Source organism: Isoptericola dokdonensis DS-3, assembly GCF_001636295.1.
In the GTDB taxonomy this organism is placed as follows: Bacteria; Actinomycetota; Actinomycetes; order Actinomycetales; family Cellulomonadaceae; genus Isoptericola; species Isoptericola dokdonensis.
In genome coordinates, this window is the sequence record NZ_CP014209.1 from 1144289 (window position 1) to 1161238 (window position 16950).

Sequence of the window (16950 nt, forward strand, 5' to 3'; positions counted from 1 at the left end):
GCGGGGCGGGCTCCGGTCAGGGGGCGAAGACGGCGCCGAGCTGGTCCAGCACGGACCGGACGTGGTCGCCGACGTCGCCGGTGCGGCCGTCGCGGTCCCAGTCGTCCATCGCGGCGCGGGCCACGAAGAAGACGACCATGGTGCAGGTGTCGGCCGACGCCGGGAGCGGGACGACGCCGGAGCGCCGTTCGAAGAGCGCGACGACCTGGGACTTGTGCCGCTCGAACCAGGCGAAGTGCCGCCCGAGCAGGCGGGGCTCGCGCTGGAGGATCTCGAGGGTCTGGGCGGCGGCGTCCGGGCCGTGGCCGACGAGGGCGTCGAGGAGCCCCCGCACGAGCGGGTCGAGGTCGGTGAGCAGGCGGCCGGTGGGGCCGCCGCCGACGAAGGTCTCGCGCACGTGCGTGTCGAGGTCGAACGAGCCCTGGCCGAGCACGGCGTCGTCCTTGGACTCGTAGTAGTTGAAGAAGGTGCGCGGCGAGATGCCGGCCTCGGTGGCGATGTCCTCGACCGTCACCGCGTCGAGGCCGCGGTCGAGCACGAGCCGCTGGGCGGCCTCGACGATGGCCTCGGCGCGGGCGCGCTTCTTGCGCTCGCGCAGTCCGGTGGGGTCGGGGGTCACCCGGATATTCTGCACGCGCTGCAACTTTGCAGTCAATGCAGAAAGTGTGACGTGCGTCAGACCTCGCCGAACCCGCCCTCGATGAGCCCCGTCACCAGCGCGACCGCCGCCTCGGCACCCGGACCGCGCGCCGCCACCCGCACCACCTGGCCCTCCGTGGTGCCCAGCGACATGAGCTGCAGCACGCTCGAGGCGTCCGCACCGTCGATCGTCACCGTCGCCCCCAGGCCTGCCGTCGACCGCGCCACCACGGCCGCCGGACGCGCGTGCAGCCCCAGCGCGTTGCGGATCCGGACGTGCGCCACGACGTCGTCGCCCCCGCCCGCCGGGGCCGGACGCCCGACCACCTCACCCTGCACCGTCGTCGCGGCCACCGCCGGCGAGTCCGTGCCCTCCGCCTCGACGAGCTCCAGCACCGGACCTCCGCCGATCGACCGGACCGCACCCGCCGCCGCCTCCGCGACCCCCTCGAGGTCCGCGCCCTGCTGAGCCGTCACCGCGGCGGCCACCGCACCCTCGACGAACGGCGCCGAGACCAGCCGCGCCCGGCGGGGCAGGTCCGGGTCCAGCTCGAACGCGCTCTCGACCGTCAGCACCGCCGACCCCAGGTCCGCCAGCACCACGACCGCGTCGACCTCCTCCAGCGCGGCCGCGAGCACCGCCACCACCCGGTCGAAGGACGTGCCCAGCCCGCCGTCGGGGCCACCCGCGGCGGGACGCACGACGACGTCCGGCGCCATCTGCGCCGCCAGCTCCGCCGTGCCCTCCGCGAGCCGCACCGAGTGCGACACCAGCACCAGCCCGACCCTCACGAGGCGTCGGCCGCCTGCGCCGCCTCGACCGCCGCGGCCAGGACCAGCGCCGTCGAGCAGGCCCCGGGGTCCTGCGTCCCCGCGCTCCGCTCCCCCAGGTACGACGCCCGGCCCTTCGTGGCCGTCATCGGGATCGTCGCGAGCGCCCCCGCCGCGGCGCCGTCGGCCGCCGCCCGCAGCACCGCGAGCGCGTCGCCCGCGGTCACCACCGGACCTGCGGCCTCGACCGCGGCGTGCCATGCGTCGACCATCGTCTTGTTCCCCGGCACCGCGTGCCCGCGCGACGCGATGCCCTCACCCGCGGCCTCCACGAGCGCCAGCACCCCGGCGGCGTCCAGCACCGGGCGGTCCGTCACGCGCGAGGCGTGCAGGAACGCCGTGCCGTACAGGGGACCCGCCGCGCCGCCGACGGTCGACATGAGCGTCGTGGCCACCAGCTGCAGCACCTGCCCCACCGTCGCGAGCCGCGTCCCGTCCGGGCCGTCGAGCCGCGCCACGACGGCCGTGAACCCGCGGTCCAGGTTGACGCCGTGGTCGCCGTCGCCGATGAGCCGGTCGAGCTCGGTGAGCTCGTCGCGGTGCGTGCGCACGTCCGCGGCCGCGCACCGCACCCAGCGCACGGCCCAGTCGGCGTCGAGCGCCGTCACCATGTGAGCGCCGGGGTCCGTACCGGCGCGTCCCACAGGGCGGTGAGCTCGTCGTCCAGCACGGCCACGGTCACCGACGCCCCCTGCATCTCCAGGGAGGTCACGTACGAGCCGACGAGCGAACGCACCACCCGCACGCCGCGCGCCTCGACGACCTCCCGGGCGCGGGCGTACGTGCCGTACAGCTCGCTGAGAGGCGTGCCACCCATCCCGTTGACGAACAGCAGCACCTGCTCCCCGCCCGCCGGCGCGAGGTCGTCGAGCACCGCGTCGACCAGGCGCGTCGCGATGTCGCGCGCCCCGCCCGCCGGGATGCGGTGCCGCCCGGGCTCGCCGTGGATGCCGATGCCGATCTCGACCTCGTCGTCCGGCAGGTCGAAGCTCGGGCGTCCGACGTGCGGGACGGTGCACGCGCTCAGCGCGACGCCCATCGTGCGCACCCGCCCCACGGCCCGCCGCGCGAGGCCCGCGACCGCCTCGAGCGAGTCGCCGCGGGCCGCCGCGGCCCCGGCGACCTTCTCGACGAACAGCGTGCCCGCGACGCCGCGCCGACCCGCCGTGTACATCGAGTCCTCCACGGCGACGTCGTCGTTGACCAGCACGCTCGCGACCTCGACGCCGTCGAGCTGGGCGAGCTCGACGGCGGTCTCGAAGTTCAGGACGTCGCCGGTGTAGTTCTTCACGATCGCGAGCACGCCCGCGCCGCCGTCGGCGGCCTTGAGGGCGGCCGCGACCTGGTCGGCGGTCGGCGACGTGAACACCGCGCCGGGCACCGCGGCGTCGAGCATGCCCGACCCCACGAACCCGGTGTGCAGCGGCTCGTGCCCCGAGCCGCCGCCGCTGACCACGCCCACGTGGCCCGGCGGCGTCCCGCCGGCGCGCTGCACGTAGGTCGGCTCGTGGTGCACCGTCAGCAGGTCCGGGTGCGCCGCCGCGAGCCCCTGCAACGCGTCGGTCACCGCCTCGGCAGGGTCGTCCAGCAGCTTCTTCATCGCCCAGCACCCCTCTCGGATCGTCCTCGACCATCCAACACCCGTCACGCCCCGCACGCAGCACCCGGCCGGGTGCAGCGGCCGGTCAGGGGCGGCCGAGCAGCAGCCGGGCGTCGGCCACGGTGACGACCGACCCGGTGACCACGACCCCGGTCCCCGTCCCGACGCCCACGACGTCGTCGGCCTCGACGAGGTCGGTGGCGACCTGGAGCGCCTCGTCGAGCCGTTCGGCGACGTGCACGCGGTCCTCGCCGAACACGTCGCGCGCGACCTCGGCGACGTCGAGCGGGTCGGCGGAGCGCGGCGACGACGACCGCGTGATCACGACGTGCGCGAAGGCGGGCTCGAGCTCGGCGAGCAGACCCTCGGCGTCCTTGTCGGCCATGAGCCCGACGACGCCGACGACGGTGCGCAGCGTGAACGCCTCCTCGAGGGCCGCCACGAGCGCGCGGGCGCCGTGCGGGTTGTGCGCGACGTCCACGAGCACGGTCGGGCTGGACCGCACCAGCTCGAGACGGCCCGGCACGGACACGTCGGCGAACGCCGTCTCCACGACCGCCCCGTCGAGCGCGCGCCCGCCGAGGAGCTGCTCGACGGCGGCCAGGGCGAGCAGCGCGTTGTGCGCCTGGTGCTCCCCGTGCAGCGGCACGAACACCTCGGTGTAGGTGGCCGCGGGGGTGCGCAGGGCGACGAGCTGACCGCCGACGGCGACGCGCCGGTCGACCACGGCGAGCTCGTCGTCCTCGGTGAGGATCCGCGCCCCGACCCGGGCGACCTGCTCGCGCAGGACCTCGGTGACCTCGGGGAGCTGGACGGCCGACACGGCGGTGGCGCCCGGCTTGATGATGCCCGCCTTGACCTCGGCGATCTCCGCCGGCGTGGAGCCGAGCCACCGCTCGTGGTCGACGCTGACCGGCGTGATCACGGCGACCTCGCCGTCCGCGGTGTTGGTGCAGTCCCAGGAGCCGCCCATGCCGACCTCGACCACGGCGACGTCGACGGGGGTGTCCGCGAACGCGGCGAACGCCATCGCGGTGAGCACCTCGAAGAAGTGCAGCCGGGACCTGCCCGCCGCCTCCAGCTCGGCGTCGACGATCTGCACGTACGGGTAGACGTCGTGCCACACCTCGACGAACCGGGCCGCGCTCAGGGGCTCGCCGTCCACGCAGATGCGCTCGGTGACGCTCGTCAGGTGCGGCGAGGTGAACAGGCCGGTGCGCAGCCCGTGCTCGCGCACCAGGCGCTCCGTCATGCGGGCCGTCGAGGTCTTGCCGTTGGTGCCCGTGAGGTGCACGACCCGGAACGCGTGCTGCGGGTCGCCGAGCATCTCGAGCAGCCGGCCGACCCGGTCGTCGATCGTCGGTGCGACGTCGTGCTCCGGCGCCCGGGAGACGATGTGCTCGTAGATGCGTTCCAGGTCGGCGCGGGCCGCGGCATCCTCGGCCGCGTCGCGCGCCGCGTTCCGCTCGGCCGCGCGGGCCTTCGCGTCCTTGCCGCTCATGCGTCCTCCTTCGCGACCCGGACGACGCGCTCGGCGCCGTCCGTGCCGGTGACGGTCAGGGTGGTGGCGAGCGTCTCGCTCGTGACCAGGCCACGGTGCGCCTCGACGTCGGCGACGTGCGCGGCCGGGACGTCGAGCTCCAGCGCGATCCGGTCGCTCACCTCCAGGCCGGCGGCCTTGCGGGCGTCCTGGACGTCGCGGACGACGTCGCGGGCGTACCCCTCGGCGCGCAGGGCGTCGTCGAGCGCCAGGTCGAGGACGACGAACCCACCGCCGGGCAGCACGCTCGCGGCGACCTCTCCCCCGCCGGCCTGCTCGCCGACGACCGTGGTGAGGTCGTACTCGGACTCCAGCATCACGACCGGGCCGTCGTCCGTGGCGACCACGACGGCGCCCTGGTCGTCGCGCGACCACGCACCGGCCTTGGCCGCGCGGATGACGGCCTGGACGCCCCTGCCGAGGCGCGGGCCTGCGGCGCGGGCGTTGACGGCGAGCCGCTCGGTGATGCCGAACCGCTCGGACGCCGCGGCGTCCGCGGTCACCAGGTCGACCGCCTTGACGTTGAGCTCGCCCGTGAGCAGCCCGACGTAGTCGGCGAGCGCCGCCGGGTCCGGCACGGCGACCGTGAGGCGGGCGAGGGGCTGGCGCACCCGCAGCTGGTGCGCCTTGCGCAGGGCGAGCGTCGTGGAGACCACGGCGCGGACCTCGTCCATGGCGGCGACGAGCTCGTCGTCGGGCACCAGCGCGGGCTCGACCGCGCCGTCCGCGGCGGGCCAGTCGGCGAGGTGCACGGACCGACCGCCGGTGAGGCCGCGCCAGATCTCCTCGGCGAGCAGCGGGGCGAGCGGGGCCATCACCCGGGTCAGCGTCTCCAGGGCCGTGCACAGGGTGTCGAACGCGTCGGCGTCCTCCTCCCAGAACCGGTCCCGCTGGGTGCGCACGTACCAGTTGGTGAGGACGTCGAGGTGCTCGCGGACGCTCTCGCAGGCACCCGCGATGTCGTAGGCGTCGAGCTGGGCGGTGACCGTGCCGACCAGGTCGTGGGTGCGGGCGAGCAGGTAGCGGTCGAGGGCCGGGAGGTCCGGCACCCGCTCCGCGGTGACGGGCCCCGCCGTGCGGCCGCGCCCGGCGTCGGCGCTGTTCGCGTACAGGGTGAAGAAGTAGTAGGTGCTCCACAGGGGCAGCAGCACCTGGCGGACGGCGTCACGGATGCCGTCCTCGGTGACCACGAGGTTGCCGCCGCGCAGGATCGGGCTGGCCATGAGGAACCAGCGCATGGCGTCGGAGCCGTCGCGGTCGAACACCTCGTTGACGTCCGGGTAGTTGCGCAGCGACTTGCTCATCTTGCGGCCGTCGGAACCCAGCACGATGCCGTGCGAGATCGCGGAGCGGAACGCGGGCCGGTCGAACAGGGCCGTGGCGAGCACGTGCAGTGTGTAGAACCAGCCGCGGGTCTGGCCGATGTACTCGACGATGAAGTCGCCCGGGTAGTGGTGCTCGAACCAGTCGGCGTTCTCGAACGGGTAGTGCACCTGGGCGTACGGCATGGAGCCGGAGTCGACCCACACGTCCATGACGTCCTCGACGCGGCGCATGGTGGACGCGCCGGTCGGGTCGTCGGGGTTGGGGCGCGTGAGGTCGTCGACGAAGGGCCGGTGCAGGTTCGGCTGCCCGTCCTGGCCGAGCGGCAGCCGCCCGAAGTCGCGCTCGATCTCCGCGAGCGAGCCGTAGACGTCGATGCGCGGGTAGGCCGGGTCGTCGGACTTCCACACGGGCACGGGCGAACCCCAGAACCGGTTGCGCGTGATCGACCAGTCGCGGGCGCCCGCCAGCCACTTGCCGAACTGGCCGTCCTGGATGTGCTCGGGCGTCCAGGAGATCTCCTGGTTGAGCTCGAGCATCCGGTCCTTGATCTTCGTGACCTCGACGAACCAGGAGGAGACGCCCATGTACATCAGCGGCTGCCGGCAGCGCCAGCAGTGCGGGTACGAGTGGTCGTAGGACTCGCGGCGCAGCAGCACCGTGCCGGGCGTGACGGAGCCGGCGTCGGCCTCGCCGCGGGTGGCGGCCTTGAGGTGGTCGATGATCGGCGCGTTCGCGTCGAACACCTGCAGGCCCGCGTACTCGTCGACCGGGTGGACGAACGTGCCGTCCGCCTTCACCGGCATCACCGACGCGACGCCCTCGCGGTCGCAGACGACCTTGTCGTCCTCGCCGAACGCGCCGGCCGAGTGGACCAGGCCGGTGCCGTCGGTCGTCGTGACGAAGTCGGCCTCGACGACGCGGTGGGCGCGCTCGTGACCCGCGTAGTAGGAGAACGGCGGGCGGTAGGTGGTGCCGAGCATCTCGGCACCGGTGAGGCGCGCCACGACGCGCGGTTCCTCGGCGCCGTCGTCGGTGAGCTCGCGGGCGAAGGCCGCGACCCGGGCCTCGGCGAGCACGTAGCGCTGCGCCTGCCCGGTGTACGCCGACTCCACGACGACGTAGTCGATGTCCGCGCCCACCATGACGAGCAGGTTGGACGGCAGCGTCCAGGGGGTGGTCGTCCAGACCAGCAGCTTGTCGCCGGGGAGCAGCGCCCCGCCCGCGGGGGCGTCGAGGACGTCGAGGCCCACCGTGACGGCCGGGTCCTGACGGTTCTGGTAGACGTCGTCGTCCATGCGCAGCTCGTGGGTGGACAGCGGCGTCTGGTCGTTCCAGCAGTACGGCAGCACGCGGTAGTCCTCGTAGACGAGGCCCTTGTCGTACAGCTCCTTGAAGCCCCACAGCACCGACTCCATGTAGGAGGTGTCGAGGGTCTTGTAGTCGTGGTCGAAGTCGACCCAGCGCGCCTGGCGGGTCACGTAGTCGCGCCACTGCGAGGTGTACCGCAGCACCGAGGCGCGGCAGGCGTCGTTGAACTTCTCGATGCCGAGCTCGACGATCTCGTCCTTGGTCTTGATGCCGAGCTGGCTCATGGCCTCGAGCTCGGCGGGCAGGCCGTGCGTGTCCCACCCGAACCGCCGCTCCACCCGCTTGCCGCGCATCGTCTGGTAGCGCGGCACGACGTCCTTGGCGTAGCCGGTGAGGAGGTGGCCGTAGTGCGGCAGCCCGTTGGCGAACGGCGGGCCGTCGTAGAAGACGAACTCGTTGGAGCCGTTCTCGCCCGCGGGGTTCTTGTCCACCGAGGCGCGGAACGTGTCGTCGGCCTCCCAGTAGGCCAGCACGTCGCGCTCGATGTCCGGCAGGCGCGGGGACGCCGGGACGCCGGCGATGCCGAAGGCCGCGCCGGGGGCGCCGGTGGGCTCGGTCGAACGGTGCAGCGGGTAGGCCATGGGTGGGCTCCTGAACGGGCGGTCGGGCGGTGGTACGGGTCGGTCCTGCCGTGCGAGGACGACGCCGCCGCCCCTCGGGGACGGCGGTACCGCGGTACCACCCCGCTTGCGGGTGCCAGGACCTGCCTGGGACCCACCGCTCGTTCACGGCTGTGACGGGCCTGCCCGTCCGGTTCTACTGAGCCGCACCAGGGTGCGGCCGTTCTTCCGGAGGCTCGCCGGTGATGGCCGGGTCGACGCCTGTGCGCACCATCGTAGCCCTCCGACCCGGCGGGCGCGGGACCGGCCCGTCGCCCCGCCGGAGCACGGCTGGGCTAGGTTCGGCGGGTGGCAGCGCACTCCCCCGACCCGGCACCCGCCGTCGAGGTCGTCGACCCCGTCCAGCGACGCACGCTGGTCGTGCTCGTCGCCGCGCAGGTGCTGTCCGGGGCCGGGCTGGCCGCCGGGATCACCGTCGGCGCCCTGCTGGCCGCCGAGATGCTCGGGTCCGCGGGGCTCGCGGGGCTCCCCGCCGCCCTGTTCACCTTCGGGTCGGCGTCCGCGGCGCTGGTGGTGGGTCGGCTGTCCCAGCGGTGGGGACGGCGGGTCGGGCTGGCCGCCGGGTACCTCGTCGGCGCGGGCGGCGCGGTGCTCGTGGTGCTCGCCGCGACCCTCGACGACGTCGTGCTGCTGTTCGTCGCGTTCACCGTCTACGGGGCCGGGACCGCCACCAACCTCCAGGCCCGGTACGCGGGCGCCGACCTCGCCGCGCCGGCCCACCGCGGCCGCGCCGTGAGCACGGTGCTCGTCGCGACCACGCTCGGCGCGGTCGCCGGGCCCAACCTCGTGGGGGTGACGGGCGACCTCGCGACCGGCTGGGGGCTGCCGGCGCTGGCGGGCCCCTTCCTCCTCGCGGCGGCGGCCTACGGCGGTGCGGGTCTCGTGCTGGCCGCGTTCCTGCGGCCCGACCCGCTGCTGCTGGCCCGTGCCCGCGCGGCCGACGACGCGGCCGCCGACGCCGCAGGCGCCCCCGACCGCGCGCCGGGCACCCCCGCGGCCCCGGAGGCCACCGGCGACGCGGGCGACGCGCAGGTGCGCCGCGTGGTGCTGCTCGCGGGGACCGTCATGGTGCTCACCCAGGGCGTCATGGTCGCGATCATGACGATGACCCCGGTCCACATGACCCACCACGGGCACGCCGTCGCGACCGCCGGGCTCGTCATCGCCGTGCACGTCGGGATGATGTACCTGCCCTCACCGCTGTCCGGCCGGCTCGTGGACCGGCGCGGGCCGCGGTTCGTCGCCGTCCTCGCCGCCACGGTGCTGCTGGCCGCCGGGATCGTGTCCGCCGTCGTCCCGCCGTCGTCGGTGGTCGGGCTGGCCGTCGGCCTCGGGCTGCTGGGCCTCGGCTGGAGCCTGGGGCTCGTGGCCGGCACCGCGCTGCTCACCACCGCCGTGCCCCTGGAACGACGTGCCCGCACCCAGGGGTCGGTCGACCTCGCCGTCGCCCTCGCCGGGGCCGCCGGCGGCATCGGCTCCGGGTTCGTCGTCGCGGGGTCGAGCTACGCGACGCTCGCCCTCGTCGGCGGCGTGCTCGGCCTGGCGATCCTGCCGGTCGTCGCGCTCGACGCGCGGCGCCGCGACTGAACCGCCCGACGTCGACGGGCGCCCCGGTACGGTGCCGTCATGACCGTCCCCGAAGCGCTCCTCGCGTTCGCCCTCGTCGCCGGGCTCCTCACCGTCGTGCCCGGCCTCGACACGGCGCTCGTGCTGCGCAGCACCGTGACCCGGTCCCGGGCGCACGGGTTCGCCGCGCTGGCCGGCATCCAGGTGGGCACGCTCGTGTGGGGCGTCGCCGCCGCGGCCGGGGCGGCCGCCCTGCTGGCCGCGAGCCAGACGGCCTACCGCGTCCTCACCGTCGTCGGCGCCGCATACCTGGTGTGGCTCGGCGGAACCATGCTGTGGTCGTCGTTCCGCCGTCCGGCCGGCCCGAGCCCCGACGAGCTCCCGGTGATCTCCGGCGGGCACGGGCGCGACCTGGGAACCGGACTGGTGACGAACCTCCTCAACCCCAAGGTCGGGGTGTTCTACGTCGCGACCATCCCCCAGTTCGTGCCCGACGGCGTCAACCCGCTCGCGATGGGCGCGCTGCTCGCGCTCGTGCACTGCGCGCTCGGGACGGCCTGGCTGACCGGCGTCGTCCTCGCGGCCGGGTCGCTCGGCCCGCGGCTGCGCCGCGCGTCGGCCACCCGCTGGATCGACCGCGTCACGGGCGGGGTGCTCGTCGCCCTCGGCGCCCGGCTGGCCGTCACCGCGCGCGTCTGACGTCCCGGTCCTCGACGCGCGGCGCCGCGACCGGCCGGCTCAACCGACCGACACCTCGACGGTGTGCCACCCCGTCGCACCGTCGGGGGCGGGGGGCGCCTCGTCGGCGGTCTGCACCTGACCGTCGGCGTCCGTGGCCCGCACCGCGACGGTGTGGTCACCGGCGGCGGCGTCCCACGTGTACCGCCACTGCCGCCACGTGTCCGGGCCGACGGTGTCGGCGAGCTCGGCGGCCTGCCACGGCCCGCCGTCGACGCTCACCTCGACCGCCTCGACGCCGGTGTGCTGCGCCCAGGCCACCCCCGCCACGACGACCTCCCCCGCCGTGAGGTCCGCACCCGGGCGCGGCACGTCGATCCGGGACTGCAGCTTGACGGGCCCCAGCGCCGACCAGCCGCGCGGCGTCCAGTAGCCCTCGTCGTCGGCGAACCGCGTCACCTTGAGCTCGGTCACCCACTTGGTGGCCGACACGTACCCGTACAGGCCCGGCACGACGAGCCGGGCGGGGAAGCCGTGCTGCTCGGGCAGCGGCTCGCCGTTCATGCCGATCGCGAGCAGGCACTCGCGGTCCGGGTCGGTGAGCACCTCCAGCGGCGTCCCCGCGGTGAAGCCGTCCACCGACGTCGACAGCACCATGTCCGCCCCGGCCTGCGGGCGGGCGCGCGCCAGGAGCTCGCGCAGGGGGTGGCCGAGCCACAGCGCGTTGCCGATCAGGTCACCGCCCACCCCGTTCGAGACGCAGGCGAGGGTGAGGTGGTGCTCGGTCATCGGCAGGGCCAGCACGTCGTCCCACGTGAGCTCGAACGGCTCGTCCACCAGCCCGGTGACGCGCAGCGTCCACGTCGCCGGGTCCACCTGCGGGACCCGCAGGGCCGTGTCGATGCGGTAGAAGTCGTCGTTGGGCGTGACGTAGGGGGCGACGTCGGCGATCCCGAGGTCGGCCCCCGCCGGCACCGCCGGGGCGGGCGTGGACGGCGACGGCAGGCGGATCGCGTCGCGGACGACCTGCACCGCACGGCTGCCCGCGGACGCCGCCCGCGCCGCCACCAGGGCGACGACCGCCCCGGCAGCCGTCGCGCCCGTCCAGGTGAGGAACGTGCGGCGGGAGGCGCCGTCGGCCACGTGCCCCGGATCGCCCGTCACGACGTCGCCCGGCAGCCCGGTCGCGACGGCAGCCGACGCCGTGCCGGGCACGCGCGCGACGAGCGCCCGCAGCAGGACCACGCCGACACCGACGCCCAGCACCGCGGGCAGCGCCCACACCGGCGTCGCGCCCGGACGGGTCGCCGCGACCACGCCGAGCGCCAGACCCACGACCGCCAGGAGCACGCCCCCGGACGGCGGACGTCGTCGCTCCAGCACCCCCGCGAGCGCCGCGCCCGCGGCCAGCACGACGCCCATGGACAGCAGCAGCACGAGCTTGTCGTTGGTGCCGAACCACTCCACCGCGAAGTCCTTCAACCACGGCGGCACGCTGTCCACGACGACGCCGCCGAGCGCCAGCACGGGCGAGGACGCCGGGTCGATCAGCGCCGCGACCAGCTCGGCGAGCGCCAGGCCCGCCCCGGCGGCGACCACCCCGGCGAGCGCCGCCGCCCCGTCGCCTCGTCGTCGTCCACCGCTGCCGTCGCCCCCGCGCCCGCTCATGTGCCCACCTTGCCACCACGGGCGGCGGTTGCCGAGCCCCGGCGGCGCCGTGGCGCGGAGACCGCCGGCACCGCGGCGGCGGGTACTAGGCTGGAGGTTCGCGGACCACGGGCACCGGTGACTCGCCCGTCGGTGCGGCCCTCCGCTCTGGGTCGCAGGTCCCTGCGGCGCGAGATGACGCGCCTGCCCTGACCGAACCCTGCTCGAGGGAGCCTCCGTCCGTGCGCCTGGCACACCACCGTCCTGTCGTCGTCCCCGCGTCCGGGTCGACCCCGCCCCCGTCCGTCCTGCGTCCCGTCCGTCGCGCGGCCGCGCCGCTGGCCGGCGTCGTCGGCGCGACCCTGCTGCTCGGCGCGTGCTCCGCACCCGACGAGCCCGGCCCGACGACGCAGGAGACCACCGAGGGCGGCGCTTCCGCCTCCGCGACGACGTACCCCCTCACGCTCGACAACTGCGGCACCGAGGTCACGTTCGACGCGGCGCCGCAGCGCGTCGTCACCGTGAAGTCGTCGACCGCCGAGACGATGCTCGCCCTCGGCGTGGGCGACCGGATCGTCGGGGCCGCGTTCCTCGACGGCCCCGTGCCCGACGACCTCGCCGACGCCGCGGCCGGGACCGCCGTCGCCGAACCGCTCAGCGACCAGGTGCCCGGCACCGAGGCCGTCCTCGCCCTGGAGCCGGACCTCGTGTACGCCGGCTGGGAGTCGAACGTGTCCGCCGACGGCGCGGGTGAGCGCGACACCCTGCACTCCCTCGGGGTGGACACGTACGTGTCCCCGGCCGCGTGCAAGGACCCGGCGTACATGCCGGACCCGCTGACGTTCGACGAGGTCTTCGCGGAGATCACCGAGGCCGGGCAGGTCTTCGACGTCAACGAGGCCGCCGCCGACCTCGTCGCGGAGCAGCGGGCCGAGCTCGACGCCGTCGTCCCCGACGACCGCGGCCTCGACGCCCTGTGGTACTCCTCGGGCACCGACATCCCGTACGTCGGCGCGGGCATCGGCGCGCCCGCGATGATCATGGACGCCGTCGGCCTGGACAACGTCGCCGGGGACGTCCAGGACACGTGGACGTCGCTCGGCTGGGAGAGCGTCGTCGAGGCGGACCCGGACGTCGTCGTGCTCGTCGACGCCGCCTGGAACACCGCGGAGAGCAAGATCGAGGCCCTGGAGGCGAACCCCGCCACGGCGACGCTCACCGCCGTCCAGGAGGGCCGCTACCTGACGGTGCCCTTCCCGGCGAGCGAGGCGGGCGTGCGCAACGTGGACGCCGTCGTCGACCTCGCCGCCCAGCTGGCCGCCCTGGAGATCGATGGCTGAGACCACCCTCCCGGCGACCCGCGCACCCCTGACGCGCGGGCGGCTCGCCACGTGGGTCGCCGCCACGGCGGCGGTGCTGGCGGCGAGCGTCGTCGTCGCCGTGACGATCGGGCCCGCAGGTCTGACCCCGTCGGACGTCGGCCAGGTCGTCGCCACGCGCCTGGGCCTGGGCGACCTGCTGAGCCTGGCGGCGCCCGACCGGCTCGACGACGGCATCGTGTGGCAGCTCCGGCTGCCGCGCGTGCTCACCGCGGCGGCCGTCGGCGCCGGGCTCGCGGTGTGCGGCGTCGTCATGCAGTCGCTCCTGCGCAACCCGCTGGCCGACCCTTACCTGCTGGGGCTCAGCTCGGGCGCGTCGCTGGGGGCCGTGTGCGTGCTGGTCCTCGGCTGGCTCGCGGTGCTGCCCGTCGCGGCGTTCGTCGGCGCGGCCGCGGCGCTGGTGGCCACCCTCGTGCTGGCGACGTCGGCCGGGCGGGGCGAGCTCTCCCCCGCCCGGACCGTGCTGGCCGGGCTCGCCGTGTCCCAGCTCGCCGCCGCGGCCACCAGCTTCGTCATCTTCTGGTCCGCGCAGGGCGACCAGTACCGCGAGATCCTCGCGTGGATGCTCGGGTCGGTCGCCGGGGCCACGTGGACGTCGGTGGCGATCACCGTCGGCGCGGTGCTCGTGCTCGGCACCCTGCTGGCGCTCACCGGGTCGGTGCTCGACGCGTTCACGTTCGGCGACACCGCCGCCGCGGCCCTCGGCGTGCCCGTGGCGAAGGTGCGGTGGGGGCTGCTCGTCGTGGTGGCGCTGCTCACCGGGGCCCTCGTGTCCCAGTCCGGAGCCATCGGCTTCGTCGGGCTGATCCTGCCGCACGCCGTCCGGCTCGTCGTCGGCGCCCGGCACCGCACCCTGCTGCCCCTGTCGATGCTGTGCGGCGCCACGTTCCTCGTCTGGGCGGACACCCTCGCCCGCACCCTCTTCGAGCCGCGCGAGCTGCCCGTCGGCATCGTCACCGCCGCCATCGGCGCCCCCGTGTTCGCCGCCCTGCTCTGGAAGGGACGGACCCGCGCATGACCCAGGCACCCACCCGCACGACCCGCGCGACGGCGGACGCCGCGGAGGTCGTCCCTGCGCCCACGGCCGGCCTGGTCGCGCAACGCGTGCGCTGGTCCGTCGGCGGGCGGCTGATCCTCGACGACGTCGACGTCACCGCACCGCCCGGCGCCGTCACCGGGCTCCTCGGGCCCAACGGCACCGGCAAGTCCACGCTGCTGCGCCTCGTCGCGGGCGTGCAGCGGCCCGACGGCGGCGGGGTCCGGCTGGTGGGGCCCGACGGCGGGGACGACGCCGACCTGCTCGCGATGGACCGGCGCCGGCGCGCCCGCACGGTCGCGTTCGTCGAGCAGGACGCCACGAGCGAGCTTCCCGTCACCGTGCTCGACGCGGTCCTGCTGGGCCGCACCCCGCACCGGCACCTGCTCGCCGGCCCGAGCGCCCGCGACCGCGACGTCGCCCGGGCCGTGCTCGTGCGCGTCGGCGCCGCGCACCTCGCGGACCGGGAGGTCGCCACGCTCTCCGGCGGCGAGCGCCAGCGCGTCCACCTGGCCCGCGCGCTCGCCCAGGAACCGCGCGTGCTGCTGCTCGACGAACCGACGAACCACCTCGACGTCGCCGCGCAGCTCGCCACCATGCGGCTCGTCACCGAGCTCGCCCGCGACGGCGTCACCGTGCTCACCGCGCTGCACGACCTGTCTCTCGCCGCCGCGACCTGCGACCACGTCGTCGTCCTCGCCCCCGGACCGGCGGGACGCGTCGTCGCCGCCGGACCCGTCGAGGACGTGCTGGTGCCCGAGGTGATCGACCCCGTCTACGGGGTGCGCACCACCGTGCTGCGCCATCCCCGCACCGGGCGGCCCGTGCTGACGTTCGACGATGTCTGAGCGGGCCTAGCCTGCCGTGCGGGACACCCGCCACGCCCACGCCACCAGCGGGACCTGCAACGGCAGCCGCCCCCAGGTGACGGACCGCCGACGCGACCAGTGCCGGGCCGCCGGACGGGAGTCGAGCGCCATCTTCACGTTGCCGGGGAACACCCCGACGAACAGGGCGGCCGTCGCCAGCCCGCCCGGCCGCCGGGTCGCGGGGATCGCGACCGCGGCCGCGCAGGCCAGCTCGGCCACGCCGCTGCCGTACACCCAGGCCCGCGGCGAGCCGAGCGCGTCAGGGATGAGCCCCTCGAAGACGCGGGGGCGCACGAGGTGCAGGGTGCCGGACGTGGCGAGGACCGCCGCGAGCGTGCAGGCCGAGAGATCCGATCGACGGGACATGGCCCGAGGCTAATAGCCTGGCGCGATGACATCGGAGGGTGGCGCGCCGGGCGCCGGCAGCACGGACGGACGGCGTGCCGTCGTGGTCGGCGGCGGGATCAGCGGGCTGGCATCGGGTGTGGCCCTCGCCCGTCAGGGGTGGACGGTCACCGTGCTGGAGCGCGCGCCGTCCCTCGAACCGGTCGGCGCCGGGATCGCGATCGCTCCGAACGCCGTCCGGTCGCTGGCCGCGCTCGGTATCGCCGAGCAGCTGCGCGACCTGTCCGCGCTGCAGGGCGAGTACGGCATCCGCCGGGCCGACGGCGGCTGGCTGGTCCGCACCGACGCGCAGGAGGCCGGCTCGCTCTTCGGCGACCGCACCCTCGTCCTGCACCGGGCGCACCTCGTCGGGCTGATCGCGGACGCACTGCCTGCGGGCTCGCTGCGGACCGCCACGAGCGCCACCGTCGTCGAGCCGGGGACGGACGGCCGCGCGGCGCGCGTCTCGACGTCGGACGGCGACCTGGAGGCCGAGCTCGTGGTCGCCGCGGACGGGATCGGGTCCGCGACGCGCACCCGCTGGTGGCCGGACGCCCCGTCGCCCGGGCCGGCCGACTCGACCGCCTGGCGCTTCGTGGCGCCCGCCGTGCCGGGGGTCGTGGGGTCCGAGTCCTGGGGGCGGGGCGTCGTCGTCGGGGTCATGCCCCTCGCGGACGGGCGCGTGTACTGCTACGTCTCGGTCGCGCACGCGGCCGGGGTGCCGCGCGACCTGGACGAGCTCCGCGACCGGCTCGCCGGGTGGCATGACCCGATCCCCGCGCTGCTCGCCGCCGTCGACCCCGGCACCGTCCTGCGCAACGAGCTGCGGGCCCTGCCCGCCCCGCCGCCGTCCCTCGCCGTCGGGCGCACCGTGCTGGTCGGCGACGCCGCCCACGCCATGCTGCCGAACCTCGGCCAAGGCGGGTGCCAGGCGCTGGAGGACGCCGTCGTGCTCGGCGCCCGGGTCCACCCCGGGCCCGAGGTCCCCGCCGCCCTGCTGCGGTGGTCCCAGGAACGCCGTCCCCGGGTCGAGCACGTCATGCGGCTCTCCGCCCGCATCGCGGGACCCACTCTGTGGACCTCACCGGTGCTCACCGGCGCCCGCGACGTCGGCATGCGGCTGGCTGGCCGGTGGGGCGCAGCCCTCGGGGCGCGGGCGCTGCGCCCGGTGATGAGCTGGCGCCCGCCCGCCTGACCAGGCTAGGCGCGGGCGAACCGCTCCTGGCACCCGGGTTGCACCACGCGCCGCACCCCTGCCGGGTGCCTCGTCAGAGCCGCCGGCGGACGCACCGGCCGGCGCTGGAGGTCGCCGCCGCAGTTCGGGCACGCCCGCCCGGGGAAGGTGTCGACGCAGGGCGGGCACCAGGTGCACTCGAAGCTGCAGACGTACGCCTCGTCGGCGAGCGCCAGGTCGCGGTCGCAGCACTCGCAGCCGGGTCGGATCTCGAGCATGGCGCCAGGTTATGC

The 16950-nt window shown here is 75.6% G+C and carries 15 protein-coding genes; 6 read left to right on the forward strand and 9 right to left on the reverse strand.

What is annotated here, in order from left to right:
• Window positions 1-16: 16 nt before the first annotated feature.
• From I598_RS05445 to ileS, 6 genes are all read right to left on the reverse strand, one after another.
• Window positions 17-619: a TetR/AcrR family transcriptional regulator gene (locus I598_RS05445; protein ID WP_083972907.1), complete on the reverse strand. Its 603-nt coding sequence runs from the start codon at window positions 617-619 to the stop codon at window positions 17-19.
• A gap of 56 nt (window positions 620-675) precedes the next feature.
• Window positions 676-1416, reverse strand: a complete 741-nt coding sequence (gene dhaM / locus I598_RS05450) for a dihydroxyacetone kinase phosphoryl donor subunit DhaM (RefSeq protein ID WP_232314270.1) — start codon at window positions 1414-1416, stop codon at window positions 676-678.
• Between the two features lie 11 nt (window positions 1417-1427).
• On the reverse strand, window positions 1428-2081 hold the full coding sequence (gene dhaL, locus I598_RS05455) for a dihydroxyacetone kinase subunit DhaL (protein ID WP_068201970.1): 654 nt from the start codon (window positions 2079-2081) through the stop codon (window positions 1428-1430).
• Window positions 2075-3070, reverse strand: coding sequence for a dihydroxyacetone kinase subunit DhaK (gene dhaK, locus I598_RS05460; RefSeq protein ID WP_068201972.1), 996 nt, complete (start codon window positions 3068-3070; stop codon window positions 2075-2077). Before dhaK ends, dhaL begins: the two co-directional genes overlap by 7 nt.
• Window positions 3071-3155: 85 nt before the next feature.
• A complete protein-coding gene (locus I598_RS05465) occupies window positions 3156-4571 on the reverse strand; it encodes a bifunctional folylpolyglutamate synthase/dihydrofolate synthase (protein WP_068201975.1) in 1416 nt (471 codons plus the stop codon).
• A complete protein-coding gene (gene ileS / locus I598_RS05470; protein WP_068201977.1) occupies window positions 4568-7885 on the reverse strand; it encodes an isoleucine--tRNA ligase in 3318 nt (1105 codons plus the stop codon). Before ileS ends, I598_RS05465 begins: the two co-directional genes overlap by 4 nt.
• Before the next feature lie 327 nt (window positions 7886-8212).
• Between ileS and I598_RS05475 the strand changes: the two genes are divergently transcribed.
• Complete coding sequence (locus I598_RS05475) at window positions 8213-9511, forward strand: MFS transporter (RefSeq protein ID WP_068201979.1); 1299 nt, start codon at window positions 8213-8215, stop codon at window positions 9509-9511.
• Between the two features lie 39 nt (window positions 9512-9550).
• Window positions 9551-10189: a LysE family translocator gene (locus I598_RS05480; RefSeq protein ID WP_068201981.1), complete on the forward strand. Its 639-nt coding sequence runs from the start codon at window positions 9551-9553 to the stop codon at window positions 10187-10189.
• A 39-nt stretch (window positions 10190-10228) separates the two neighbouring features.
• Here I598_RS05480 and I598_RS05485 read toward each other — a convergent pair whose 3' ends face one another.
• The gene (locus I598_RS05485) at window positions 10229-11836 is read right to left on the reverse strand and encodes a molybdopterin-dependent oxidoreductase (RefSeq protein ID WP_068201983.1); all 1608 of its coding nucleotides are present in this window, start codon (window positions 11834-11836) and stop codon (window positions 10229-10231) included.
• 221 nt (window positions 11837-12057) lie between these two features.
• Here I598_RS05485 and I598_RS05490 point away from each other — a divergent pair, with 221 nt between their 5' ends.
• Genes I598_RS05490 through I598_RS05500 form a run of 3 tightly spaced genes read left to right on the forward strand, consistent with a single transcriptional unit; the run spans window position 12058 to window position 15078 of the window.
• Window positions 12058-13155: a putative F420-0 ABC transporter substrate-binding protein gene (locus tag I598_RS05490; protein ID WP_232314271.1), complete on the forward strand. Its 1098-nt coding sequence runs from the start codon at window positions 12058-12060 to the stop codon at window positions 13153-13155.
• Window positions 13148-14212, forward strand: a complete 1065-nt coding sequence (locus I598_RS05495) for a putative F420-0 ABC transporter permease subunit (RefSeq protein ID WP_083972909.1) — start codon at window positions 13148-13150, stop codon at window positions 14210-14212. Before I598_RS05490 ends, I598_RS05495 begins: the two co-directional genes overlap by 8 nt.
• Window positions 14209-15078, forward strand: coding sequence for an ABC transporter ATP-binding protein (locus tag I598_RS05500; RefSeq protein WP_083972910.1), 870 nt, complete (start codon window positions 14209-14211; stop codon window positions 15076-15078). The genes I598_RS05495 and I598_RS05500 overlap by 4 nt, the downstream gene beginning before the upstream one ends.
• A 6-nt stretch (window positions 15079-15084) precedes the next feature.
• On the opposite strand, the gene I598_RS05505 is transcribed toward I598_RS05500, so the two are convergent.
• Window positions 15085-15465, reverse strand: coding sequence for a DoxX family protein (locus I598_RS05505; RefSeq protein WP_068201985.1), 381 nt, complete (start codon window positions 15463-15465; stop codon window positions 15085-15087).
• Window positions 15466-15490: 25 nt separating this feature from the next.
• Here I598_RS05505 and I598_RS05510 point away from each other — a divergent pair, with 25 nt between their 5' ends.
• Window positions 15491-16678, forward strand: coding sequence for an FAD-dependent monooxygenase (locus tag I598_RS05510; protein WP_068201987.1), 1188 nt, complete (start codon window positions 15491-15493; stop codon window positions 16676-16678).
• Window positions 16679-16683: 5 nt separating this feature from the next.
• On the opposite strand, the gene I598_RS05515 is transcribed toward I598_RS05510, so the two are convergent.
• A complete protein-coding gene (locus I598_RS05515) occupies window positions 16684-16935 on the reverse strand; it encodes a DUF1272 domain-containing protein (RefSeq protein ID WP_068201989.1) in 252 nt (83 codons plus the stop codon).
• Window positions 16936-16950: the final 15 nt, after the last annotated feature.

Excerpts from the sequence above, each read along its gene's own strand:
- dhaL (WP_068201970.1), bottom strand. The coding sequence starts at position 2,081 with ATGGTGACGGCGCTCGACGCCGACTGGGCCGTGCGCTGGGTGCGGTGC.
- I598_RS05500 (WP_083972910.1), top strand. The coding sequence starts at position 14,209 with ATGACCCAGGCACCCACCCGCACGACCCGCGCGACGGCGGACGCCGCG.
- I598_RS05510 (WP_068201987.1), top strand. The coding sequence starts at position 15,491 with ATGACATCGGAGGGTGGCGCGCCGGGCGCCGGCAGCACGGACGGACGG.
- I598_RS05485 (WP_068201983.1), bottom strand. The coding sequence starts at position 11,836 with ATGAGCGGGCGCGGGGGCGACGGCAGCGGTGGACGACGACGAGGCGAC.
- ileS (WP_068201977.1), bottom strand. The coding sequence starts at position 7,885 with ATGGCCTACCCGCTGCACCGTTCGACCGAGCCCACCGGCGCCCCCGGC.
- I598_RS05480 (WP_068201981.1), top strand. The coding sequence starts at position 9,551 with ATGACCGTCCCCGAAGCGCTCCTCGCGTTCGCCCTCGTCGCCGGGCTC.
- I598_RS05505 (WP_068201985.1), bottom strand. The coding sequence starts at position 15,465 with ATGTCCCGTCGATCGGATCTCTCGGCCTGCACGCTCGCGGCGGTCCTC.
- dhaK (WP_068201972.1), bottom strand. The coding sequence starts at position 3,070 with ATGAAGAAGCTGCTGGACGACCCTGCCGAGGCGGTGACCGACGCGTTG.
- I598_RS05495 (WP_083972909.1), top strand. The coding sequence starts at position 13,148 with ATGGCTGAGACCACCCTCCCGGCGACCCGCGCACCCCTGACGCGCGGG.
- I598_RS05515 (WP_068201989.1), bottom strand. The coding sequence starts at position 16,935 with ATGCTCGAGATCCGACCCGGCTGCGAGTGCTGCGACCGCGACCTGGCG.
- I598_RS05465 (WP_068201975.1), bottom strand. The coding sequence starts at position 4,571 with ATGAGCGGCAAGGACGCGAAGGCCCGCGCGGCCGAGCGGAACGCGGCG.